The organism is Streptomyces capoamus (assembly GCF_014654935.1).
GTDB lineage: Bacteria > Actinomycetota > Actinomycetes > Streptomycetales > Streptomycetaceae > Streptomyces > Streptomyces capoamus.
The window spans coordinates 212339-235085 of record NZ_BNBF01000009.1 but is presented as its reverse complement, the minus strand read 5'-3'; the positions used below and the strand labels follow the sequence as shown (position 1 = coordinate 235085).

18 protein-coding genes are annotated in these 22747 nt (G+C 74.9%); 9 read left to right on the top strand and 9 right to left on the bottom strand.

What is annotated here, in order from left to right:
* The 5 genes from IE312_RS17015 to IE312_RS16995 all read right to left on the bottom strand — a co-directional run bounded on the left by IE312_RS17015 (position 1) and on the right by IE312_RS16995 (position 6830).
* Positions 1 to 2115 (bottom strand): xanthine dehydrogenase family protein molybdopterin-binding subunit, encoded by a 2115-nt coding sequence (locus IE312_RS17015; protein WP_189982627.1) that lies wholly within the window; start codon positions 2113 to 2115, stop codon positions 1 to 3.
* A gap of 30 nt (positions 2116 to 2145) precedes the next feature.
* Positions 2146 to 3141, bottom strand: a complete 996-nt coding sequence (locus IE312_RS17010) for an FAD binding domain-containing protein (protein ID WP_189982625.1) — start codon at positions 3139 to 3141, stop codon at positions 2146 to 2148.
* Complete coding sequence (locus IE312_RS17005) at positions 3142 to 3678, bottom strand: 2Fe-2S iron-sulfur cluster-binding protein (protein WP_189982623.1); 537 nt, start codon at positions 3676 to 3678, stop codon at positions 3142 to 3144.
* A gap of 225 nt (positions 3679 to 3903) precedes the next feature.
* Positions 3904 to 5793, bottom strand: coding sequence for an ABC transporter ATP-binding protein (locus IE312_RS17000; RefSeq protein WP_189982756.1), 1890 nt, complete (start codon positions 5791 to 5793; stop codon positions 3904 to 3906).
* 92 nt (positions 5794 to 5885) lie between these two features.
* The gene (locus tag IE312_RS16995; protein ID WP_189982754.1) at positions 5886 to 6830 is read right to left on the bottom strand and encodes a MerR family transcriptional regulator; all 945 of its coding nucleotides are present in this window, start codon (positions 6828 to 6830) and stop codon (positions 5886 to 5888) included.
* A gap of 151 nt (positions 6831 to 6981) precedes the next feature.
* On the opposite strand from IE312_RS16995, the gene IE312_RS16990 reads away from it, so the two are divergent.
* Together IE312_RS16990 and IE312_RS16985 are read left to right on the top strand one after the other, a co-directional pair.
* The gene (locus IE312_RS16990) at positions 6982 to 8502 is read left to right on the top strand and encodes an alpha/beta hydrolase family protein (protein WP_189982752.1); all 1521 of its coding nucleotides are present in this window, start codon (positions 6982 to 6984) and stop codon (positions 8500 to 8502) included.
* 62 nt (positions 8503 to 8564) lie between these two features.
* Positions 8565 to 9329: a crotonase/enoyl-CoA hydratase family protein gene (locus IE312_RS16985; protein WP_189982621.1), complete on the top strand. Its 765-nt coding sequence runs from the start codon at positions 8565 to 8567 to the stop codon at positions 9327 to 9329.
* 90 nt (positions 9330 to 9419) lie between these two features.
* Here the strand turns inward: IE312_RS16985 and IE312_RS16980 are convergent, their stop codons facing one another.
* From IE312_RS16980 to IE312_RS16970, 3 genes are read right to left on the bottom strand one after another with little or no spacing between them, the layout of a single operon-like run.
* Positions 9420 to 10649 (bottom strand): NAD(P)/FAD-dependent oxidoreductase, encoded by a 1230-nt coding sequence (locus IE312_RS16980; protein WP_189982619.1) that lies wholly within the window; start codon positions 10647 to 10649, stop codon positions 9420 to 9422.
* On the bottom strand, positions 10646 to 12049 hold the full coding sequence (locus IE312_RS16975) for an FAD-dependent oxidoreductase (protein ID WP_189982617.1): 1404 nt from the start codon (positions 12047 to 12049) through the stop codon (positions 10646 to 10648). Before IE312_RS16975 ends, IE312_RS16980 begins: the two co-directional genes overlap by 4 nt.
* On the bottom strand, positions 12046 to 13476 hold the full coding sequence (locus tag IE312_RS16970; protein WP_189982615.1) for an FGGY family carbohydrate kinase: 1431 nt from the start codon (positions 13474 to 13476) through the stop codon (positions 12046 to 12048). Before IE312_RS16970 ends, IE312_RS16975 begins: the two co-directional genes overlap by 4 nt.
* Positions 13477 to 13724: 248 nt before the next feature.
* Here IE312_RS16970 and IE312_RS16965 point away from each other — a divergent pair, with 248 nt between their 5' ends.
* The 7 genes from IE312_RS16965 to IE312_RS16935 all read left to right on the top strand — a co-directional run bounded on the left by IE312_RS16965 (position 13725) and on the right by IE312_RS16935 (position 22185).
* Complete coding sequence (locus IE312_RS16965) at positions 13725 to 14711, top strand: hypothetical protein (RefSeq protein WP_189982613.1); 987 nt, start codon at positions 13725 to 13727, stop codon at positions 14709 to 14711.
* Positions 14712 to 14847: 136 nt separating this feature from the next.
* Positions 14848 to 16380, top strand: a complete 1533-nt coding sequence (locus tag IE312_RS16960; RefSeq protein ID WP_189982611.1) for an amino acid permease — start codon at positions 14848 to 14850, stop codon at positions 16378 to 16380.
* Positions 16381 to 16569: 189 nt separating this feature from the next.
* Entirely contained in the window at positions 16570 to 17661 is a 1092-nt protein-coding gene (locus IE312_RS16955; protein WP_189982609.1) for a mechanosensitive ion channel family protein, read from the top strand.
* Positions 17662 to 17751: 90 nt separating this feature from the next.
* The gene (locus IE312_RS16950) at positions 17752 to 18495 is read left to right on the top strand and encodes a restriction endonuclease (RefSeq protein WP_189982607.1); all 744 of its coding nucleotides are present in this window, start codon (positions 17752 to 17754) and stop codon (positions 18493 to 18495) included.
* A 59-nt stretch (positions 18496 to 18554) separates the two neighbouring features.
* Positions 18555 to 18983: a DUF4186 domain-containing protein gene (locus IE312_RS16945; protein ID WP_189982605.1), complete on the top strand. Its 429-nt coding sequence runs from the start codon at positions 18555 to 18557 to the stop codon at positions 18981 to 18983.
* 37 nt (positions 18984 to 19020) lie between these two features.
* Complete coding sequence (locus IE312_RS16940) at positions 19021 to 21240, top strand: NADP-dependent isocitrate dehydrogenase (RefSeq protein WP_189982603.1); 2220 nt, start codon at positions 19021 to 19023, stop codon at positions 21238 to 21240.
* Positions 21241 to 21399: 159 nt separating this feature from the next.
* Positions 21400 to 22185 (top strand): N-formylglutamate amidohydrolase, encoded by a 786-nt coding sequence (locus IE312_RS16935; protein ID WP_189982750.1) that lies wholly within the window; start codon positions 21400 to 21402, stop codon positions 22183 to 22185.
* Positions 22186 to 22218: 33 nt separating this feature from the next.
* Here the strand turns inward: IE312_RS16935 and IE312_RS16930 are convergent, their stop codons facing one another.
* Positions 22219 to 22692, bottom strand: a complete 474-nt coding sequence (locus IE312_RS16930) for a hypothetical protein (RefSeq protein ID WP_189982602.1) — start codon at positions 22690 to 22692, stop codon at positions 22219 to 22221.
* Between the last annotated feature and the right edge of the window lie 55 nt (positions 22693 to 22747).

Genomic DNA, 22747 nt, shown 5'->3' with positions numbered 1-22747 from the left:
TCAGCTCTCGGACAGCAGGCCGGCGAGGATCCGGTCGGGGGTGAGGGGCAGTTCGCGGAAGCGGATGCCGGTGGCGTGGTGGACGGCGTTGCCGACGGCCGCCGCGGTGCCGACGATGCCGATCTCGCCGATGCCCTTGCTGCCCATGGGGTTGAGGTGGGGGTCGTCCTCGTCGATCCAGTGGGCCTCGACGTCGGGGACGTCGGCGTGGACGGGCACGTGGTAGGAGGCGAGGTCGGCCTCGGGGAAGTCGCCGAACGCCGGGTCCAGGGTGCTGCCCTCGGTGAGGGCCATGCCGAGGCCCATGATCATGGCGCCGGTGAACTGGGAGCGCGCGGTGCGGGCGTTGAGGATCCGGCCGGCGGCGTAGACACCGAGGAGCCGGCGCGCCCGGATCTCGCCGGTGACGGTGTCGACGGCGACCTCGGCGAAGTGGGCGCCGAACGCGTGCCGGGCCCAGGGGCTGTCGGCGTCGGCCTTCCCGGTGGTGTCCGCGCGGGTCTCGATGCCCTCGGCGGGCAGCGGTCCGGTGTGCGCGGCCAGCCGGGACGCCAGTTCGGCGCAGGCCTCGTGGACGGCCCAGCCCCAGGAGGCGGTGCCGCTGGAGCCGCCGGCCAGCGGGGCCGGCGGCAGGTCGCTGCGGCCGACCTCGGTGCGTACCCGGTCCAGGGGCACGCCGAGGGCGTCGGCGGCCACCTGGGCGAGGACGGTGCGGGCGCCGGTGCCGATGTCGGCCGCGTTGATCCGGACCACGAAGGTGCCGTCGGGCAGTGCCTGGGCGCCGGCGGTGGACGGGGCGGCCTGCACGGGGTAGGTGGCGGCGGCCACGCCGGTGCCGAGCAGCCAGGAGCCCTCGCGGCGGACGCCGGGGCGCGGGTCGCGGTCCTCCCAGCCGAAACGGCGGGCGCCCTCGCGCAGGCAGTCCACGACGTGCCGGCTGCTGAACGGCTTGCCGCTGCCCGGCTCCTCGGCCGGTTCGTTGCGCGCGCGCAGCTCGACCGGGTCCAGGCCGAGCACGTCGGCGAGTTCGTCGAGGGCGGACTCCAGGGCGTACATGCCGGGTGCCTCGCCGGGGGCCCGCATCCAGGACGGTGTGGGCACGTCCAGCGGCACCACGCGGTGGGCGCTGAGGAGGTTCGGGGCGGCGTACATGACGCGGGAGACGACCGCGGCGTACTCCACGAACTCCTTCACCCGGGAGGTGGGGCTGGTCGTCTCGTGCAGCAGGGCGGTGAGCCGGCCGTCGTGGCCGGCGCCGAGCCGCAGCCGCTGCACCGTGGGGGCGCGGTGTCCGACGACGGTGGGCAGGTGCCGGCGGGCGTAGGCGAGGGTGACGGGCCGGCCGGTGTGCCGGGCGGCCATGGCGGCGAGGACGACGTCCGGGCGGGGGGTGCCCTTGGAGCCGAAGCCGCCGCCGACGTGCTCGGCGACTACGGTGACGTGTTCCTCGGGCAGCCGGAACAGCTGGGCGAGCGTGGACCGCACCGTCGTACCGCCCTGGCTGGAGGTGTACACGGTGAGCCGGTCGCCGTCCCAGTGGGCGGTGGAGGCGTGCGGCTCCATCGGGTGGTTGTGCAGGGGCGGCACCCGGTAGGTGACGTCGACGCGGACGTCGGCCCCGGCGAAGGCGGCCCGCGGGTCGCCGTGCTCCACGCGGCCCGGCTGCCCGCCCGCCTCCTGCGGTGCGTAGCCGTCCCGGTGGTGCTCGGTGAAGGCGGCGTCGTGGGGTGCGGTGTCGTAGGTGACCCGGACGGCGCGGGCGGCGGCGCGGGCGGCCTCGGGGGTCTCGGCGACGGCCAGGGCGACGCACCAGCCGCGGTGCGGCACGCCGGGGCCCTGGAGGACGGCGAGGGTGGCGTCCTCGGGGTCGGCCAGCCGGGGTGCGTCCTCGGGGGTGAGGACGGCGAGGACGCCGGGCAGGGCGAGGGCGGCCGCGGTGTCGACGGCGGTGACCCGGCCGCGTGCGACCGCGGCGGGCACGGGCCAGGCGTGGGCGCGGCCGGGCAGGGTGTACTCGGCGGCGTAGCGGGCGGCGCCGGTGACCTTCTGGCGCCCCTCCCGGCGCTCGGCGGGGGCGCCCAGGGCGGCGCCGGTCGTGCCGGTCGTGCCGGTCATAGGGGGTCCTCCTGCTCCTGCGGTGACGGCTCAGGCCGGGGCGGGGGCCGGGGCGAGACGGTTGAGGACGTCCAGGGCGAGGTTGCGGGCGAGGGACACCTTGTAGGCGTTGTCCCGCAGCGGCTCGGCGTGGGCGAGTTCGAGGGCCACGGCGCCTTCGAAGGCGGCGGGGGTCGCGGCGGCGCCCTGCAGGGCCAGCTCGGTGTGCCGGGCCCGCCAGGGCCGGTGGGCCAGCCCGCCGTAGGCGATGCCCACCTGGGCGACGACGCCGTCCCCGACCCGCAGCACCACGGCCACGGAGGCCAGGGCGAAGGCGTACGACGCCCGGTCCCGGGCCTTGCGGTAGGCGGAGGGCAGACCGGCCGTGGCGGCCGGGAGCACGATGCCGGTGATCAGCTCGCCGGGGCGGATCCAGGTGTCCCGCTCGGGGTGCTCGCCGGGCAGCCGGTGGAACTCGGCGGCGGGCAGGCGCCGGGGGCCGTCGGGGCCGTACAGCTCGACCTGGGCGTCCAGGGCGGCGAGGGCGACGGCCATGTCGGAGGGGTTCGTGGCGATGCACTGCGCGGAGTGGCCGAGGACGGCGTGGTCGCGGTGGACGCCGTCCCGGGCGCCGCAGCCGCTGCCCGGCTCCCGTTTGTTGCAGGGTTTGTCGAGGTCCTGGAAGTAGGGGCAGCGGGTGCGCTGGAGCAGGTTGCCGCCGGTGGTGGCGGCGTTGCGCAGCTGGGCGGAGGCACCTGCGAGGAGGGCCTGCGACAGCGCCGGCCAGCGGGTGCGGACCCGCGGGTCGGCGGCCAGGTCGCTGTTGCGGACGGTGGCGCCGACGCGCAGGGAGCCGTCGGGCAGTTCCTCGGTGCCGTCCAGCGGCAGCCGGCCGAGGTCGATGAGGGTGGTGGGCTTCTCCACGCCGAGTTTCAGCAGGTCGACCAGGTTGGTGCCGCCGGCGAGGTAGCGGGCGCCGGGGTGGGCGGCGTACGCCTCGACGGCTTCCTGGACGCTGCCGGGCCTGACGTATCCGAGGGCGTCCACTCAGATCACGTCCTCGATCGCGTCGACGATGCGGGGGTAGGCGCCGCAGCGGCACAGGTTGCCGCTCATCCGCTCGCGGATCTCGGTGCGGTCCAGCGGTACGGGCGGCCCGGCGGGCGTCTCGGGGCCGGTGACGTGGGAGGGGTGGCCGGCCGCGGCCTCGGCGAGCATGCCCACGGCGGAGCAGAGCTGGCCGGGGGTGCAGTAGCCGCACTGGAAGGCGTCACGGTCCAGGAAGGCCCGCTGCAGCGGGTGCGGCTCCTCGCCGTCGCCGCCCAGCCCCTCGACCGTCGTGATCTCGCTGCCGTCCAGGGTGACGGCGAGCAGCAGGCAGCTGTTGAGGCGGCGGCCGTCGACCAGCACGGTGCAGGCACCGCACTGGCCGTGGTCGCAGCCCTTCTTGGACCCGGTGAGGTCCAGGTCCTCACGCAGCAGGTCGAGCAGGACGCGCCGGTGGTCGACGCGCAGGGTGTGGGGTTTGCCGTTGACCCGCAGGGTGATCTCGCTGTGGTGGCCGGGCCGGGGCTCGCTGGTCATGACAGGGGTGACCTTCCGGACGGACGGTGCAGCCGTGCAGACCGCGTATCCAGCTCGGGCCGGGCTCACACGTGCGGAGGTCCATCTTTCCGATCACGGGTAGCGGACGAGGTCCGCGACGCCGGTGGTCGCGTTCGAGGGTCCTTCGGTGGTGGTGACGACGTGGCTGACGGTGCCGGTGCCGCCGAGGGGGACGGTGACCATGGCCGCCGGCCGGCCCCGCGGTCAGACCGTCGGCGTCACCGCGTCCGTCGCCCCGGCCCGCCCGGCGAACTGGGTGCGGTGCAGCTCGGCGTAGCGCCCGTCCGCCGCCAGGAGCTCCTCGTGCGTGCCGCGTTCCACGATGCGGCCGGACTCGACGACCAGGATCTGGTCGGCGGACCGGACCGTGGACAGGCGGTGGGCGATGACCACGGCGGTGCGGCCCTCCAGTGCCTCGGTGAGCGCCTCCTGGACGGCCGCCTCGGAGGTGTTGTCCAGGTGGGCCGTGGCCTCGTCCAGGATGACCACGCGCTGCCGGGCCAGCAGCAGCCGGGCGATGGTCATGCGCTGGCGCTCACCGCCGGAGAGCCGGTAGCCGCGCTCCCCGACGACCGTGTCCAGCCCGTCGGGCAGCGACCGTACGACCTCGGCGAGGCGGGCGCGGCCGAGGGCGTCCCACAGCTCCTCGTCCGTCGCGTCCGGGCGGGCCAGCAGCAGGTTGGCGCGGACGGTGTCGTGGAAGAGGTGGCCGTCCTGGGTGACCATGCCGAGCGTGGCCCGCAGGGACGCGGCGGTCAGTTCCCGCACGTCGACCCCGCCGATGCGGACCGCGCCCGCGTCGACGTCGTACAGGCGGGGCAGCAGCTGTGCGACGGTCGACTTGCCCGCGCCGGAGGAACCGACGAGGGCCACGGTCTGACCGGGCTCGGCACGGAAGGAGATGCCGTGCAGCACCTCGGAGCCGCCGCGGGTGTCGAGCGCGGCCACCTCCTCCAGGGAGGCGAGGGAGACCTGGTCGGCGGACGGGTACGAGAAGCGGACGTCCTCGAACTCGACGGCGACCGGCCCCTCGGGGACCTCGCGGGCGTCGGGCTTCTCCGCGATGAGCGGCTCCAGGTCCAGCACCTCGAAGACCCGCTCGAAGCTGACGAGCGCGCTCATCACCTCGACCCGGGCCCCGGCGAGCGCGGTCAGCGGGGCGTACAGGCGGGTCAGCAGCAGGGCGAGGGAGACCACCGCGCCGGGCTCCAGGGTGCCGCGCAGCGCGAACCAGCCGCCGAGGCCGTAGACGAGGGCCAGGGCGAGGGCGGAGACCAGGGTGAGCGAGGTGATGAACACCGACTGGGCCGTGGCCGTGCGCACGCCGATGTCCCGGACCCGCGCGGCCCGCGCCGCGAACTGGGCCGACTCCTCCTCCGGACGCCCGAACAGCTTCACCAGGGTGGCGCCGGGCGCGGAGAACCGCTCGGTCATCCGGGTGCCCATGGCCGCGTTCAGCGCCGCGGCCTCCCGCTGCATGCGGGCCATCCGGCGGCCCATGCGGCGGGCGGGCAGCACGAACACCGGCAGCAGCACCAGCGCGAGCAGGGTGATCTGCCACGACAGGGTGAGCATGACCGCGAGCGTGAGCAGCAGGGTGACCAGGTTGCTGACGACACCGGAGAGGGTGTTGGCGAAGGCCCGCTGGGCGCCGATGACGTCGTTGTTGAGCCGGCTGACCAGAGCGCCCGTGCGCGTACGCGTGAAGAACGCGACGGGCATGCGCTGCACGTGGTCGAAGACCGCCGTGCGCAGGTCCAGGATGAGTCCCTCCCCGAGCGTCGCCGACAGCCGGCGGCCGAGGATGCCGAGCCCCGCCTCCGCGAGCGCCACGACCGCGATGAGGAGGGCGAGCCGGACGACCGTGCCGGAGTCGCGCCCGGCCACGATGGCGTCGACGACGCGGCCGGCGAGCACCGGTGTCGCCACGGCGAGCAGGGCCGTCACGACCCCGAGCAGCACGAACCGTACGATGCCGGAACGGTGCGGGCGGGCGAAGGCGGCGATGCGGCGCAGGGTGGCGCGGGCGAACGGGCGGCTCTCGGACTGCGCGTTCATCACGCTGTGCAGTTGCGTCCAGGCGGTGGTCTCCATGCTCATGGGAAGAACGTAGAACCTGAAGCTTCGTTGAGGTCAAGGTCCGCCACGTTTGCGCGGCATGTCTTCGGAGGCGTCCCGTCCCGCGGTCACGCGGATCGCGCGTTGTCGCGCTCCAGGGCCGCGCGCAGCCAGTCGTCGGCGGAGCCCGGGGTGGGCTCCGGCCGGCCGCCCGGCGGTGTGAGCAGCACGGCCGTCAGCTCCCAGTACCGGTCCAGACGCGGCCCGGCCGCGAGCCGTGCGGCCAGCCCGCGGCGGAACTCCCGGGTGTCCCGGCTGCCGTACGCGCCCGCGTACGCCGCCACGTAGGCGTCCAGCGCCTCCCCCGGGTACGGATCGCGTGCTCGGCGCAGCGGCGGTCCCGCGAGCTCGTACGCCTCGGCGAGGCCCGCGTACAGCGCGGCCGCGCCGCCGGCCCCGGCCACCCGGTGCACCTCGGGCCGGGGTCGCCGGCCGCCGGGGCAGGGAGCCGTCGTCATCGCGTGCAGCCGGGCGAAGGCGAGCACCTGCGCCGGGGCCGGATCGTCGGGCGGCTGCGGAACGGCCGCCTCCAGGAACGCCGACGTCGCCCGGGCCGGCATCCTGGCCGGCAGCCAGGCGCGCCAGAACCGGGCCATCGGTGCCGTGCTCGGCGGGACGCCCACCACGCCGAGCAGCCGCAGCACTTCGGCGCGCTCCGCGGGCGGGCACTCGGCGACCAGCCGCAGTGCTGCCTCCCGCCAGCGCAGCGCCCTCAGCTCGCCGCCCAGGTCGCGCAGGCGGACCGCGACGGCGTCCTCCAGCACCCGGCCCGCCGCGTCCTCGTCGTGGAGGACCCGGCGCACCTCGGGCAGCGGCAGGTCGAGGGCGCGCAGGGAGCGGATCAGCCGCAGCCGCTCCAGCGCCCCGGGGCCGTACCGGCGGTGTCCGCCGCCGCTGCGGGAGGCCTCGGGCAGCAGACCCTGGTCGGAGTAGAAACGGACGGCTTTCACGGTGGTGCCGGCGCGCTCGGCGAGTTCGCCGATGCTCCACAGGACCTCGCGGGTCGTGGACAGTTGAACCTCCCTCCGGGGGAGTTCCTACGGTACCGGCGCGCGGCCCGGGCGGAGGCACCCGGTCGCGCGGACCACGGCGTACGCGACCGGCGTGACGTCATGCGACGGACCCGAGGAGAGGGCCATGACCGACGGAACCGAGGAGAGGGCCATGACCGTTTTCATCCTGGTGGCGGGCGCGTTCACCGCTGCCCCCGTGTGGCAGGAGACGGCCGCGCGACTGACCGCGGCGGGCTGCGAGACGCACACGGTACCGCTCACCGGGATCGGCCCCGACCGCCCGGCCGGGTCGGCCCGCGTCGATCTGGAGACGCACATCGCGGACGTGACCGCGGTGATCGACGCGGTGGACGCGGCGGCCGGACGGGAGATCGTCCTCGTCGGCCACGACTACGGCATCCACCCGGTGCTCGGTGCCGCCGACCGGCGGCCGCGGCGTGTCGCCCGGGTCGTGCACCTGGACGCCGGGCTGCCGCAGGACGGCGTCCCGCCCCTTGCCGCCGTGGCGGACCAGGAGCTGCGCGCGCAGCTGGCCGAGCGGGCGCGACGCGGGGACGCGGACGGCGAGCTGTCGCCGCCGGCTCGGGACGGGTGGCAGCGCTGGGGCAGTACGGCAGGCCTGTCCCCGGCGGCACTGGACCGGCTCACCGCCCTGGCCGCCCCGCAACCGCTGGGCACCCTGCTCCAGCCGCTGCGGCTGACCGGAGCGGTGGCCGCCGTGCCCGCCACCGGGGTCCTGTGCACCGAGAACGGTGTCAGTGTCGATCTGCTGCAGCGACTCGTGGACTTCGGCGATCCCGGGCTCGCGGTGCTGGCCCGCCCCCAGTTCGCCTTCCTCGAACTGCCCACCGGGCACTGGCCGATGCTGTCCTGCCCCAACGAACTGGCGGACGTCCTGCGGCGCGCCGCGGCCGGCGAGGGACGCCGGCTGCGGACGGCCGGCGACGGGGAACCGCCCGCCCATCTGCGCCCGTTCCCGCTGGAGGTGCCCGGACTGCCCCGGGACCGCAAGGGACACGTCGACTTCTACGTCCCCGCCGGCGCGGGCCCGCGACCGGCCGTCGTCCTCGTCCACGGCGGGCCCGTCCCCGCCGGTGCCGAACCGGCCCCGCGCGAGTGGCCGACCCTGGTGGGGCACGCCCGCCTGGCGGCCTCCGAGGGCCTGGTCGGGGTGACCGTGCACCACCGGCTGCACGACGTCGGCGACTACGGGCGCGCCGCCGAGGACGTCGCCGCCGCGGTGGAGCTGGTGCGCTCCGATCCCCGCGTGGACGCGGACCGGGTCGCCCTGTGGTTCTTCTCCGGTGCCGGCCTGCTGGCCGCGGACTGGCTGACGGAGCCCCCGGCCTGGCTGCGCTGCCTGGCCGCTTCCTACCCGATCCTCGCGCCGTTTCCCAACTGGGGGCTGGCCGGCAGCCGGTTCCACCCGGTCCGGGCGGTCGCGCGGGCGGGCACCCTGCCCGTCGTCGTCCTCCGGGCGGGACGGGAGACACCCGGGATCGCCGCCACCGTGGCGGCGTTCGTGACCGCGGCCGAGAACTGCGGGGCGCGGCTGGAACTGGTCGACGTCCCGAACGGCCACCACGGCTTCGAGACCCTCGACGCCCCCGAGGAGACCCGCCCCGCCCTGCTCCGTGCCATGCGTTCGGTGGCGGCCCGCCTGACCGCCTGACAGGCTGCGGACGGATCACCGTCCCGCCCCGGGCACCGGGGCCGATGAAGAGGGGTCGCCGTATGCCGGTACGGATCGAACGGCAGGAGTACGTCACCACGGTCGTCCTGTCCCGGCCGGAGGCCCGCAACGCGGTGGACGGTCCCACGGCCGCCGCTCTCGCCGCCGCGTTCCGGGCGTTCGAGGCGGACGACACCGCCCGGGTGGCGGTGCTGTGGGGGGAGGGCGGCACCTTCTGCGCGGGCGCGGATCTCAAGGCGATCGGCACCGGGCGCGGCAACCGGGTGGCGGAGGACGGCGACGGGCCGATGGGGCCGACCCGGATGCGGTTGTCCAAGCCGGTGATCGCGGCGGTGTCCGGGCACGCGGTGGCGGGCGGTCTCGAACTCGCCCTCTGGTGCGATCTGCGGGTCGCCGAGGAGGACGCCGTGTTCGGGGTGTTCTGCCGCCGCTGGGGCGTGCCCCTGATCGACGGCGGCACGGTACGGCTGCCCCGGCTGATCGGCACCGGCCGGGCCCTGGACCTGATCCTGACCGGGCGTCCGGTCCCGGCCGGCGAGGCGTACGCGATCGGGCTCGTGAACCGCCTGGTCCCGCCGGGGCGCGCCCGCGCCGAGGCCGAGGCCCTCGCGGCGGCCGTCGCCCGCTTCCCGCAGGCCTGCCTGCGCAGCGACCGCGCGTCGGTCCTGGACCAAGAGGGCCTGGACGAGCGGACGGCGCTGCTGGGCGAACTCCGCCACGGGGCGGGCGTCCTGGCCGCAAGCGAGGAGGGCGCCGCCCGGTTCGCCGCGGGGGCCGGACGGCACGGCTCGTTCGACACGCCCTGAGGACCAGCTCGTCAGGTGCTCGCCGGAACAGGGCGACGGTCCGGGTGAGCCGGCCGGGCGGGGCTGCTCGGCCGGGGCCCGGACGGGCGCTCAGCCGGTGCTCACCCGTACCGGGCCGCCGGTGGGGGTGACGCGGGCGTGCCAGCGGGCGGTGACGGTCAGGGTGCGGCCGGGCGACGCCGTGCCCGCGGTGAGCCGTTGGCGGTGCAGGAGGCGGCCGTCCTGGTGGACGTACAGGACCGGGCGGGGCAGCGGGACGGCCGTGCGCAGGACGTGCCGGTCGGGTACGGCGCCCGGGATGACGAGGTTCGGGGCGATCCAGCGCAGCGGTGCCTCGACGGTGACGGGGACGCCCGGGTCCGGCCAGGGGGCGCCCGCCAGGAAGTCCAGGACGGCGTCGGCCGCCCGGGCGCCCTCGCGGGCCGCGGTGCCGGCGGGCTCGACGGCGTGCAGCAGGTTGCCGGCGGCGAAGACACCGGGGCGCGAGGTGTGCGCGGTGGCGCCGGTGGCGGGGCCGCGGGTGCCCGGGTCCAGGGTGAGGCCGCCGCGCCGGGCCAGTTCGTGCTCGGGCACGAAGTCACCGGTGAACACCACGGTGTCGCAGGGCAGGACGGCCGTACGGCCGTCCCGGTGGCGGACGCGGACGCCGGACAGCCTTCCGTGACCGAGGAGTTCGGTGATCGTGGTGCCGGTCAGCAGCGGGATGCTCCGGGCCAGCCGGGCCGCCCCGGCGCGGGCCCTGCCGGTCTGGGCGCGCGGGTGCTCCGTGACCAGGGCGACGACCTCGGCGCCGGCCGCGCGGACGGTGCCGGCCGCCGCGTAGGAGACGTCCGTGGCGCCGGCGATGACCGCGCGGGTGCCGATGTGCTGCCCGAACAGGTGGACCGCCCGCTGGAGTTCGCCGGTGGTGAAGACGCCGGCGGGACGGGTGCCGGGCACCAGTCGTGCGGCGCGCGGGCGTTCGCGGGCGCCGGTGGCGAGGAGGACCGCCCGGGCCGCGATCGTCTCGGGGCCGCCGGGCCCGACGGTGGTGAGCACCGGGCCCGCCGGCGCCCAGTCCAGCGCCGTCACGCCGGTGCGGAGTGCGGCGCCGGCCCGCTCGGCGGCCTCCGTGAGCAGGCGGGCGTAGCGGGGTCCGGTGAGCGTGCGCGGCCAGGGGCCGAAGCCGCCGTGCGCGCAGGTCCGGGGCAGCCCGCCGGGCCGTGCCTCCCGTTCCAGCACCTCCACGCGGGCACCGGCGGCGGCCAGCCGCGCGGCGGCGGTGAGCCCGGCGGGGCCGGCCCCGACGACCAGGACGTCCGGGTGACGTGGGGCCGTCACGGTCCCGCCCCCCGCTCGAACAGCTCCCGTACCGCCGCCCCGCAGTAGAACCCCTGGCAGCGGCCGCCCCGGGCGCGGGTGCGGCGGCGCAGGCCCTCCAGGGTGCGCGGCGGGACGGTACTGGCGAGGGCGTCGCGGATCTCCCCGCGGGAGACCCGCTCGCAGTGGCAGACGAGGGTGCCGTACGCGGGGTCGGCGGCGATGAGGTCGGCCCGCTGGTAGGGACGCGGGAAGGCCTCGCCGAGGTTGGGCATGGTGAGCGGCTCGGGCTCGCGGACCGGGCCGAGGTCGAGGCCGCCGTCGGCCAGCAGACCGGTGACGTGGGCGGCGATGGCCAGGGACGCGGTCAGGCCGGTGGAGCGGATGCCGCCGACCGTGACGTACGCCTGCCCGGGGTGCGCGGTGATCCGGTAGTCCTCCTGGCCGGTGGCCGCGCGCAGCCCGGCGTAGACGGCGGTGACCTCTTCCTCCAGCAGGGCGGGCAGGACGCGCCGGCCCTGCTCCCGCAGCGCGGCCGTCCCGTCGGCGGTGGAGCCGGTGGCCCGCTTGTCGCGCAGGTCCTCGGCGGTGGGGCCGAGCAGGACGTTGCCGTGGACGGTGGGGGCGACCAGCACGCCCTTGCCGAGGGCGGTCGGCACGGGCAGCAGGATGTGCCGTACGAGGGGGCGGGCGAACTTGTCGTACACGAGGAGCTGGCCACGGCGCGGGGTGACGGTGAAGTCGTCGTGGCCGAGGGCGCGGTCCAGGGTGTCGGCGTGCAGCCCGGCCGCATTGACCAGGTGGCGGGCGCGCAGGGTGCCCCGGCTGGTGGTCAGGAGGTGCCCGTCGGCCCGGTCCGCCCCGCGCACGGCCGTGTTCAGGTGCAGGTCCACTCCGGCACGGACGGCCTGGGTGGCGTAGGCGAGGGTCGTCGTCCAGGGGCAGATGACGCTCTCGCCGGGGACGTGCAGCGCGCCGAGGGCGCCCGGGCCGAGGTGCGGCTCACGGGCGTACAGCTCCTCGGGGCCCAGCAGCACGGTGTCGGGGTACGCGTTGCGCGCGGCCTTCTCGGCCAGCCCGGGCAGGGCGGCGAGCTGCTCGGCGTCCCAGGCGACCAGCAGCGCGCCGACCCGTTCGACGGGGATGCCGGTCTCGGCCGCGTAGGCGCCGAGCCGCGCGTAGCCCTCGCGGACCAGCCGGGCCTCCAGGGTGCCGGGGGTGGCGTCGAAACCGGTGTGCAGGATCGCCGTGTTGGCCTTGGAGGTGCCCTGGCCGACGTCGTCCTGGGCGTCGAGCAGGGCGACGCGCAGCCGGGGCCGGCGGGCCAGGTCCCGCGCGATGGCACAGCCGACGACGCCGGCCCCGACGATCGCCACGTCGTACGGCACCGGGGGCAGCGGACCCTCCGCGGTGACCGTCACGGGGCGAGGAGGGCGGTGACGGCGCCGCGGAACCCGGCGCGGCGTTCGGCGGCCCGGTCCGCGCTGATGCGCGGCTCGTACACGGCGGCCGGTTCCCAGCCGGGCAGGGCGTCCTCGACGCTCAGTCCGGGCTGCGCGCCGAGCCGGGCGAGGGCGGCGGCGCCGAGCGCGGTGGCGTCGGGCAGCGCGGACACCTCCACGGGGCGTTGCAGCAGGTCGGCCTGGGTCTGCATGAGGAGCGCGGAGCGGGTGAGGCCGCCGTCGACGCGGAGCGTGTCCAGCGGTGCGCCCAGGTCGCCGGCGGCGGCGTCGGCGAGTTCGGCGACCTGGGCGGCGATGCCCTCGCACAGGGCGCGCACCAGGTGCCCGGGGGTGGTGTCGAGGCCGAGGCCGGTGAGGGTGCCGCGCACGTCGCCGCGCCACCAGGGGGCGGCGAGGCCGGCGAGGGCGGGGACGAAGGTGACCCCGCCGCTGTCGGGGACGGTGCCACCGACCGGGTCGAGGTCGGCGGCGGAGGAGATGACGCCGAGGCCGGTGAGCCAGCGGACGGCGGAGGCGGCCGTGTAGACCTGTCCGTCCAGGCAGTAGGCGGTGTGTCCGTCGAGCCGCCAGGCCACGCAGCTGACCAGGCCGGAGGCGCCGCGCCGGGGCCGGTCGCCGGTGTGCGCCAGCAGGAACGCGCCGGTGCCGTAGGTGCACTTGGCGGCGCCGGGGCCGGTGACGCGCTGGGCGAGCAGCGCGGCCTGCTGGTCGACGATCAGTCCGGTGAGCGGGATCTCGGGGCCGAACGCCCGTGTGGTGCCGACCAGTCGGGCGGTGTCGGTCACCTCGGGCAGACGTTCGCCGGCCAGGCCGTACAGGTCGAGGGCGCGCGGGGACCATTCGGCGCGGTCGAGGTCGAGCAGCTGGGTGCGGCCGGCGGTGGCGGCGTCGGTGGCGAAGGCGCCGGTGAGGCGGTGGACCAGCCAGGCGTCGGAGGTCGTGACGACGCCGTCGCGGGTGAGGTGGCGGCGGATCCAGGCCATTTTCGGCGCGGCGAAGTACGGGTCGAGGGGCAGACCGGTCAGCTGCCGCAACTCCTCGGCGTGCTCGGCGAGTTCCGCGCAGACGGACGCGGCGCGCCGGTCCTGCCAGACCAGGGCGCCGGTGAGCGGGCGGCCGGTGGCCGGGTCCCAGGCGAGGACGGTCTCGCCCTGGTTGGCGAGTCCGCACGCGACGACGTCCTCGCCGGCCTCGGCGAGTGCCTGCCGGCCGGCCCGCACCACCGAGTCGTACAGCCGGGCCGGGTCCACCTCGACCAGGCCGCCGGGCAGGTGGCGGGGGCGCACTTCGGCGAAGCCGGTGCCGAGGACCCCGCGTTCCGGGCACACCACCAGCGCCTTGGTGCCGGAGGTGCCCTGGTCGACGGCGAGCACCGGCCCCGTCATCGCGTGCACCCCGCCCTGGCCGTGAAGATCACCGCGCCAGCCTGCCGTCGTCCCGGGCCCGGCGTCAAGATCTCCCTGCGAGGCCAACTGCCCTGGCTGGATTGTTGACTTGGCAACAATGGTACGGCGGAACCTCCGCCCCTATAGTGACCGCCGACCACACGAGGGAACTTTTCACCGCCCAGGGGAGGGCTGTTGCAACGTCACCCCGCCACCTCGCCCGTGCGCCAGTGGCCGGGGGCTCGCTGATGGCCAGAGACGGAGCCCGCCCCTCCTACGATCCCGCCGGCCCCGACCACGCGCTGCGCGCCGCCCTGCAGGACCTGCGCACCGGCCGCTGGATGGCCATGCGCACCCTGCTGGCGGAGACCGCCCCCGGGGAGCAGTGGACCCGGCGCACCCAGATCCTGGCGGCGGCCGCGGCCGGCACCGACGTGGTGCGCGCCTGGATCGCCGAGGAGCCCGACAGCGCCCACGCGGTGGTGATGCACGCCCGGGTCGGCGTGGAGCGCGCCCTGCGGGCCCGGCGCGAACGGCACCGCCGAACACACGAGTTGTGGATCGAGGCGTGGGACGCGGCCCAGTCGGCGATCCGGGCCGCCCCACGCGACCCGGTGCCCTGGGTGTGCCTGCTGGCGCTGGCCCAGCTCGATCCGGAACAGCGCTGGGAGGAGCACCGGGCCGCCGCACCCGAGCCGATGCTGCCGCCGGGCCCCTGGGGGCTGCTGGCCGAGGCCGGCCGGCGCGACCCGTACAACCGGGAGGCCCACCACCGCATGCTGCAGTTCCTGTACGTGCGTGGCGGTTCGGGCCGGCTCGCGGAGGCCTCCGGGTACGCGCAGTGGGCCGCCGGCCAGGCGCCGCCCGGTTCCGCGCTGCACCTGCTGCCGCTGTACGTCCGGGTCGAGCGCTACCGCCGGGACAGCGGGCACGACGCGGCGCTGGACCTGCACTGGGTGGTGGAGGAGGCCGCCCGTGAGGCGCGGCGCGCGCTGGACCTGTGGTTCGAGCGGACGCGGCCCGCCGAGCGCGCGCTGCCCGACCTCAACCACCTGGCGCACGCCCTGTGGGGCTCGCTGCAGTTCCCGGAGGCGGCCCGGGTCTTCGAGGCGATCGGCCCGTACTTCACGCCCCCGCCCTGGATGTACCGCACCCCGGACCGGGACCGGGCCGTGGAGGTCTTCGTCCAGGCCCGGGACCGCTGTCGGGCCACCGCGGACGGCTCCCGCCCCTGACCTCCCGACCGGCCCCGGCACCCGCTCCCCCACCCGTACCCGCACCCGCACCCCCACCCGCACCCGTACCCGCACCCGCACCCGCTCAGTCGAGCACTCCCCGTTCCGCAAGCCTGTCGATCCCGGAGGTTTCCGCATGTCCCGCACCCCCGAACCAGCGCCCTCCCCCGGCCTGCCCCAGCAGGACGAGGAGCAGCGGCTGCGCGAACTCGGCTACCGGCCCGTGCTGGCCCGCCGCATGGGCGGCTTCGGCAACTTCGCGATCAGCTTCTCGGTGATCTCGATCCTCTCCGGCTGCATGACCCTGTACGGCTTCGGCCTGAACACCGGCGGCCCCGCCGTGATGCTGTGGGGCTGGGCCGGCGTCGGCCTGTTCGTGCTGTGTGTCGGCCTCGCGCTCGCCGAGGTCACCAGCGCCTACCCGACCTCCGGCGCCCTGTACTACATGGCCGACCGGCTCGGCGGCAGAAGATGGGGCTGGTACACCGGCTGGCTCAACCTGCTCGGCCTGCTCGGCGCGATCGCCGGCATCGACTACGGCGCCGCCCTGTTCACCGGCGCGTTCGCCAACCTCCAGTGGGGCTTCGAGCCGACGCCCGGCAGGACGATGCTGATCTTCTGCGCCATCCTGCTGCTGCATGCGGTGCTGAACCTGTTCGGCGTCCGCCTGGTCAGCGTCCTCAACTCCGTCAGCGTCTGGTGGCACCTGGCGGGCGTCGCCCTGATCGTGGGCGCGCTCGCGATCGTCCCCGACCACCACCAGTCGCCGTCCTTCGTGTTCACGAAGTTCGTCAACGAGACCGGCTGGGACAACCCGCTGTACGTGGCGGCGATCGGCCTGCTCCTCGCGCAGTACACCTTCTCCGGCTACGACGCCTCCGCCCACCTGTCGGAGGAGACCTCGCACGCCTCGGTGGCCGCCTCACGCGGCATCGTCCGGGCCATCTGGGCGTCCTGGCTGGCCGGTTTCGTGCTGCTGGCCGGACTCACCTTCGCCATCCAGGACTACGACGCCACCCGCACCACCGCCACCGGCGTGCCGCCCGCCCAGATCCTGCTCGACGGCCTCGGCTCCGACGGTGCGAGCGCGCTGCTCCTCGTCGTCATCGTCGCCCAGCTGTTCTGCGGCAACGCCGAGGTCGCCGCCGCCAGCCGGATGGTGTTCGCGTTCAGCCGGGACGGGGCGCTGCCCGGCTCGCACCTGTGGCGCAAGGTGAGCAGCCGCACCCAGACCCCGGTCGCCGCCGTCTGGCTGTCCGTCGTGGTGGCCGGCGTGCTCGCCCTGCCGTCGCTGTACTCGGCGACGGCGTACAACGCGGTGACCGCCATCAACGTCATCGGCATCACCCCGGCCTACGCGATCCCGGTCTACCTGCGGCTGCGCGCGGGTGACCGGTTCCGGCCGGGGCCGTGGCACCTGGGCCGCTGGAGCAGGCCGATCGGCTGGATCGCGGTCGTCTGGGTGGCGTGCGTGACGGTCCTGTTCTGTCTGCCGCAGGCGTCGCCGGTCACGGTGGACACGATGAACTACGCCTCCGTCGCCCTCGCCGTGGTGCTGGTACTGGCCAGCGTCTGGTGGTACGTCGCCCGGCGGTCGTACGGCACGCCCACCACCGCGGCGTACGGCAGCGACCGTGACCAGGCGGATCTCGCCGAGGGCATCGTCTGAGCCGGCCGTCCGGGCGGCTCCGGTCCCGGTACGGACCGGTGTGCCGGATACGGCAGGATGAACGAGCGCGCCGGTCAGCGGAGTTCCCAAGGCCGGCGCGGTCGCACATCCCGGACATCGAGCAGGTGACAACGTGACGAGACTTCACAAGTGGTGCTCCGCAGCGGTTCCGTGCCCCGGAGGTGACCGGTGAACCGCACGCCGACCCTGGACGACCTCGTCCTCGCCGGCATCGCCCTGGGGGCCGGCCTGGTGCTCGCCTTCATGTCGCGCACACTGCTGCGCTGGCTGGCCAAGCACGCCAAACGCACCCGCTGGAGCGGTGACGACGTCATCGTGGACGCGCTGCGCTCGGTCGTCCCCTGGGCGGCGATCGCGGGCGGCGCCGCGGCGGGCACGGCCGTGCTGCCGTGCACCAAGGCCGTCCAGCACCACGTGTACCAGGCGCTCCAGGTCTGGGTGATCGTCGTGGTGACGTTCTCCGCGGCCCGGGTGATCGCCGGTCTGGTCCGTACGGTCACCCAGTCCCGGTCGGGTGTCGCGGGCTCGGCGACCATCTTCGTCAACATCACCCGGGTGCTGGTCCTGGCCATCGGCTTCCTGGTGGTCCTGCAGACCCTCGGCATCTCCATAGCGCCCCTGCTGACCGCCCTGGGCGTCGGCGGCCTGGCGGTCGCCCTGGCCCTCCAGGACACTCTCGCCAACCTCTTCGCGGGCGTCCACATCCTCGCCTCCAAGACCGTCCAGCCCGGCGACTACATCCGGCTGAGCAGCGGGGAGGAAGGCTACGTCGTCGACATCAACTGGCGCCAGACGACGGTCCGCCAGCTCTCCAACAACCTGGTGGTCATCCCCAACGGCCAGCTCGCCAAGGCCAACATGACCAACTTCACCCGCCCCGAACAGCAGCTGACCGTCCTGGTCCAGGCCGGCGTGAGCTACGACTCCGACCTGGAGCACGTGGAGCGGGTCACCATGGAGGTGGTCACGGAGGTCATGACGGACGTCGCCGGCGCCGTCCCCGACCACGAGCCCGCCATCCGCTTCCACACCTTCGGCGACTCCCGGATCGGCTTCACGGTGATCCTCGGCGTCGGCGAGTTCAGCGACCAATACCGGATCAAGCACGAGTTCATCAAGCGCCTGCACCGCCGCTACCGCGAGGAGGGCATCCGCATCCCGGCCCCCGCCCGCACCGTCTCCCTCCAGCCGGGCTCGGTGGTCATCCCGCACCAGCGCACCGGTGAGGACGTCAACGACGGGGCGGGCGTGACCGGCTGAGCCGCGCCGGCCGGGCCGTGTCTGGGAGCGGGCGTGGATCTTGGGCATCCGTAGCCAGGAGATCTTCGTCGCTGTCAGGAGGAAGCCGGCATGACCGTACCCGTGCGCCCGGTGCGCGCAGTGGAGCGCCGTGGGCGTTTCGATCTGCGCAGCACCGCGATGTTCTTCGTACTGCTCGCGATCATCCTGTGCGTCCTCGGCTTCCTGGCGCGCACGGCGGCGGGCATGGTGGAACGCCGTCCGCTCTGGGCCGGTGTCCTGGTGGTGCTGGCCGCGGCCACCGCGCTGCGGTTGCGTTCGGGGCGGCGCCGCCTCTGTGCCGGCAGGTACGCGCGCCGGGCCGCCCGGGCGCTGGAGGAGGCCGCCGACAAGGCCTCCGACACCCTGGCCGCCGCGCCGGTGGCCGAGCCCGCCGTCCCCGTCGCCGTGCCCGTGACCGACTTCGCCGCGCTCGACCCGGACGGTTTCGAGCAGGCGATAGCGGAGCTGTGCGCGCTCTGCGACTGCCGCGAGGTGGAGGTGGTGGGCGGAGCCGGCGACCTCGGGGCGGACGTCGTCGCCCGCACCCCCGACGGGCGGCGCCTGGTCATCCAGTGCAAGCAGTACGGCGACGACAACAAGGTCGGCTCCCAGGACATGCAGCGCTTCGGCGGGACCTGCTTCACCATCCACGAGGCCGATGTCGCGGCGGTGGTCACCACGAGCGACTTCACGGAGCCCGCCCTCGACTACGCGGCCCAGTGCGGGATCGTCTGCGTGAACGGCGACGAGCTGGCGGCCTGGAGCCGGGGCACGGGCCGCTGCCCCTGGGAGCCGGCCGACGCCGGACGGTGAACGGCGAGCCCCGCCACCGGGGGCGCGCCCGCCGGCCCACGGACTACCCTCGAAGCAGCATGAGCCCGTCCCCCGCCCCCCGCTCGCTCGACCAGCTGCTGGACGCCCTGGCCCGGCAGCCGTTCCGGGCGCGGTTCCACCTGCGCGGGCGGGACCGGGCGACCGCCGGGCTGAAGGGCCCGGCAACCCTGCGGTGGCACGCCTACGACCTGGTGGCCAAGCGGCTGGCGCCGGCCGAGCCGTACAAGGACGGCAAGCAGACGCCGTACCGGGGGCACCCGGTGTTCGTGGCGCAGCACGCGACCGCGACCTGCTGCCGGAGCTGCCTCCAGCGCTGGCACGGAATCCCGAAGGGGCGGACACTGACCCGGGACGAACACGTGTACGTGGTGGACGTGATCTGTCACTGGATCGCGCGCGAGATGGCGGGCGGCGCTTTTTCCGGCCAGGACCCCTGTCGAACCGACCCCGGTCACGAGATATCTTGATGTCGAGCAATGTTGCAGACGTGGAGCGGAGCACCCGGTGACTGACTCGACCATCATCTACACCTACACAGACGAGGCCCCGGCCCTGGCGACGCATTCGTTCCTGCCGGTGATCCAGGCGTACGCCTCGCAGGCCGGTGTGCCCGTGGAGACGCGTGACATCTCACTGGCCGGGCGCATCATCGCCGTCTTCCCGGAGTACCTGAACGAGGACCAGCGCATCCCCGACGCGCTGAGCGAGCTGGGCGAGCTGGCCAAGACCCCCGCGGCCAACATCATCAAGCTGCCGAACATCTCGGCGTCCATCCCGCAGCTGAAGGCCGCCGTCGCCGAGCTCCAGGCCAAGGGCTACGCGCTGCCGGACTACCCGGACGACCCGAAGACCGACGAGGAGCGCGACATCCGCGCCCGCTACGACAAGGTCAAGGGCTCCGCCGTCAACCCGGTGCTGCGCGAGGGCAACTCCGACCGCCGTGCCCCGGCCTCGGTCAAGAACTACGCCAAGGCCCACCCGCACCGCATGGGCGCCTGGTCCGGCGAGTCCAGGACCAACGTGGCGACCATGGGGGAGAACGACTTCCGCTCCACCGAGAAGTCCGTCGCCGTCTCCGAGGCCGGCACCCTGAAGATCGAGCTGGTCGGCGAGGACGGCACCGCCACCGTCCTGAAGGAGTCCGTACCGGTCCTCGCGGGCGAGGTCGTCGACGCCTCCGTCATGCGCGTCGCCGAGCTGAACGAGTTCCTCGCCGCGCAGGTCGCCCGCGCCAAGCAGGAGGGCGTCCTGTTCTCCGTGCACCTGAAGGCCACGATGATGAAGGTCTCCGACCCGATCATCTTCGGTCACGTGGTGCGCGCCTTCTTCCCGAAGACGTTCGCGCAGTACGGCGAGACCCTCAAGGCGGCCGGCCTCACCCCGAACGACGGCCTCGGCGGCATCCTCAAGGGCCTGGAGAACCTGCCCGAGGGCGCCGAGATCAAGGCTTCCTTCGAGGCCGAGATCGCCGAGGGCCCGGAGCTGGCGATGGTCGACTCCGACAAGGGCATCACCAACCTGCACGTGCCCTCGGACGTCATCATCGACGCCTCCATGCCGGCCATGATCCGCACCTCCGGCCACATGTGGGGCGCGGACGGCCAGGAGCACGACGCCCTCGCCGTGATCCCGGACTCCTCCTACGCCGGCGTCTACCAGGCCGTCATCGACGACTGCCGGGCCAACGGCGCCTACGACCCGTCCACCATGGGCTCGGTCCCGAACGTCGGCCTGATGGCGCAGAAGGCCGAGGAGTACGGCTCCCACGACAAGACCTTCGAGATCCCGGCCGCCGGCACCGTCCGCGTGACCGACCAGGCCGGCAACGTGCTGATCGAGCAGCCGGTCGCGCAGGGCGACATCTTCCGCGCCTGCCAGACCAAGGACGACCCGATCCGCGACTGGGTCAAGCTGGCCGTCACCCGCGCCCGCGCCACCGGCGACCCGGCGGTGTTCTGGCTGGACGAGACGCGCGCCCACGACGCGCAGCTGATCGCCAAGGTCAAGCAGTACCTGCCGGAGCACGACACCGAGGGCCTGGACATCCGCATCCTGTCCCCGGTCGAGGCCACCAAGCTGTCGGTGGAGCGCATCCGCCGCGGCGAGAACACCATCTCGGTGACCGGCAACGTGCTGCGCGACTACCTGACCGACCTCTTCCCCATCCTGGAGCTGGGCACCAGCGCCAAGATGCTGTCGGTCGTCCCGCTGATGGCGGGCGGCGGCCTGTTCGAGACGGGTGCCGGCGGCTCCGCGCCCAAGCACGTCCAGCAGCTGGTCAAGGAGAACTACCTGCGCTGGGACTCCCTCGGTGAGTTCTTCGCGCTGGTCCCGTCCTTCGAGCAGTACGCCGAGACCACCGGCAACACCCGTGCCAAGGTCCTCGCCGACACCCTGGACCGGGCCACGGCGACCTTCCTCGAAGAGGACAAGTCCCCGACCCGGCGCGTCGGCGGCATCGACAACCGCGGCAGCCACTTCTACCTGTCCCTGTACTGGGCGCAGGAGCTGGCGCGGCAGACCGACGACGCCGACCTGGCCAAGGCCTTCGCGCCGTTCGCCGAGACCCTCGCCGCGAACGAGCAGAAGATCGTCGAGGAGCTGAACGCGGTGCAGGGCTCCCCGGCCGACATCGGCGGCTACTACCAGGTCGACAAGGCCAAGGCGGACGCGGTCATGCGCCCGTCGGCCACCTGGAACGAGGCCCTGGCGTCCCTGAGCTGACGCCCGCGGCGCCCGCGTGACGCGCCCCGGCCGGCAACCGCCCGGCCGGGGCGCGGTCGTACGTACGGGCCCCGGCCGTTGTCGGCGGGATGTGACACCTTGATCCCGCACGACCCCACCGACGACGCCCTGGAGCGGCCTGTGACCTCCTTCGACCCCCTGCCCTCCTTCGACCTCCTGCCCGGTGCCCCGGACTCCCCCGTGCTGCTGCACGTGCCGCACTCGGCCCGGGCGATACCGCAGGACGTGCGCGCCGGGATCGTGCCGGACGACGCGGAGCTGGAACGGGAGCTGGACCGGATCACGGACGCGCACACCGCCGAACTCGCCGAGCGGGCCGCCGCGCTCGCCGGGGTACGGCCCTGGCGGTTCGTGAACCGGCTGTCGCGGCTGGTGGTGGACCCGGAGCGGTTCCCGGACGACCGGGAGGAGATGGCGGCGGTCGGCATGGGCGCCGTGTACACGCGGACCACGCAGCGGGGCGTGCTGCGGCCCGCGGACACCGACCCGGAGCCGCTGCTCGCCCGCTATTTCCGGCCGTACGCCGCGGCGATGACGCGGGCGGTGGCCGGCCGGCTCGCCGCGACCGGGCGGGCCGTGATCATCGACGTGCACTCGTATCCGGCCGAGCCGCTGCCCTACGAACTGCACGGCACCGGCCCACGCCCGCCGGTGTGCCTGGGCACGGACCCCTTCCACACCCCGCCGGAGCTGACCGAGGCCGCCCGCGAGGCGTTCGCCGGCCGCGGCGGGACGGGGCTGGACAGCCCGTTCGCCGGGACGTACGTGCCGCTGGACTTCTACGGCACGGACGCCCGGGTCAGCGCCCTGATGGTGGAGATCCGCCGGGACACCTACATGGCGGAACCGGGCGGCCCCGCCGGCCCCGGCCTCGGCCACCTCGCCACCGCGCTGGCGGCACTGGTGGACGCGGTCGGGCGCTGAGCCACGACGCCCGGCACGGCGCCGGTCGGCGGCTCAGGCCCGCAGCCACTCGGTGACGATCACCTGCCCGCCGGTGTGCAGCCGCAGGGCGAACGGGCCGGCCGGCGGTACGTCGCCGGCGAAACGGCCGAGGGCGTCCGCGGTGAGCGGGGCGTCGGTGCTCTGGGGGCCGCCGAGGACCTCGATGCGGGCCGGCTGCGGCGGCAGCACCTGGCCGATCAGACCGTCCTCGGTCACCTCCACGTCCACGGTCGTCCCGCCCGCGCGGAACGTCAGCATGCGCGGCGCGGCCGTGGCGCCCCTGACCGGGAGCGCGTCCACGAGCGAGTCGAAGGTCAGCTCGGCGAGGCGGGCGTCCAGGTCGTGCAGCGCGAACGCGTCCAGGGCCGCCTGCACCAGCTCGGCCGGGACCGGGTCCAGCACGGCCGCCGCCTGGCGCAGCTCCTCCTCCAGCAGTCCGTCCGCGAACTCCTCCGGCCCCTCGGGCCTGCCGTCGTCTGCGTTCACACCGCACCCCGTGCGTTCATCCGGGCCCGCAGCCGGCGCAGACAGCGCTGGCGCA

Bases quoted from the DNA above. Each gene is read 5' to 3' on its own strand.
- IE312_RS17015 (WP_189982627.1), bottom strand. From the start codon at position 2,115: ATGACCGGCACGACCGGCACGACCGGCGCCGCCCTGGGCGCCCCCGCC.
- IE312_RS17005 (WP_189982623.1), bottom strand. From the start codon at position 3,678: ATGACCAGCGAGCCCCGGCCCGGCCACCACAGCGAGATCACCCTGCGG.
- IE312_RS17000 (WP_189982756.1), bottom strand. From the start codon at position 5,793: ATGGAGACCACCGCCTGGACGCAACTGCACAGCGTGATGAACGCGCAG.
- IE312_RS16990 (WP_189982752.1), top strand. From the start codon at position 6,982: ATGACCGTTTTCATCCTGGTGGCGGGCGCGTTCACCGCTGCCCCCGTG.
- IE312_RS16985 (WP_189982621.1), top strand. From the start codon at position 8,565: ATGCCGGTACGGATCGAACGGCAGGAGTACGTCACCACGGTCGTCCTG.
- IE312_RS16970 (WP_189982615.1), bottom strand. From the start codon at position 13,476: ATGACGGGGCCGGTGCTCGCCGTCGACCAGGGCACCTCCGGCACCAAG.
- IE312_RS16965 (WP_189982613.1), top strand. From the start codon at position 13,725: ATGGCCAGAGACGGAGCCCGCCCCTCCTACGATCCCGCCGGCCCCGAC.
- IE312_RS16960 (WP_189982611.1), top strand. From the start codon at position 14,848: ATGTCCCGCACCCCCGAACCAGCGCCCTCCCCCGGCCTGCCCCAGCAG.
- IE312_RS16950 (WP_189982607.1), top strand. From the start codon at position 17,752: ATGACCGTACCCGTGCGCCCGGTGCGCGCAGTGGAGCGCCGTGGGCGT.
- IE312_RS16945 (WP_189982605.1), top strand. From the start codon at position 18,555: ATGAGCCCGTCCCCCGCCCCCCGCTCGCTCGACCAGCTGCTGGACGCC.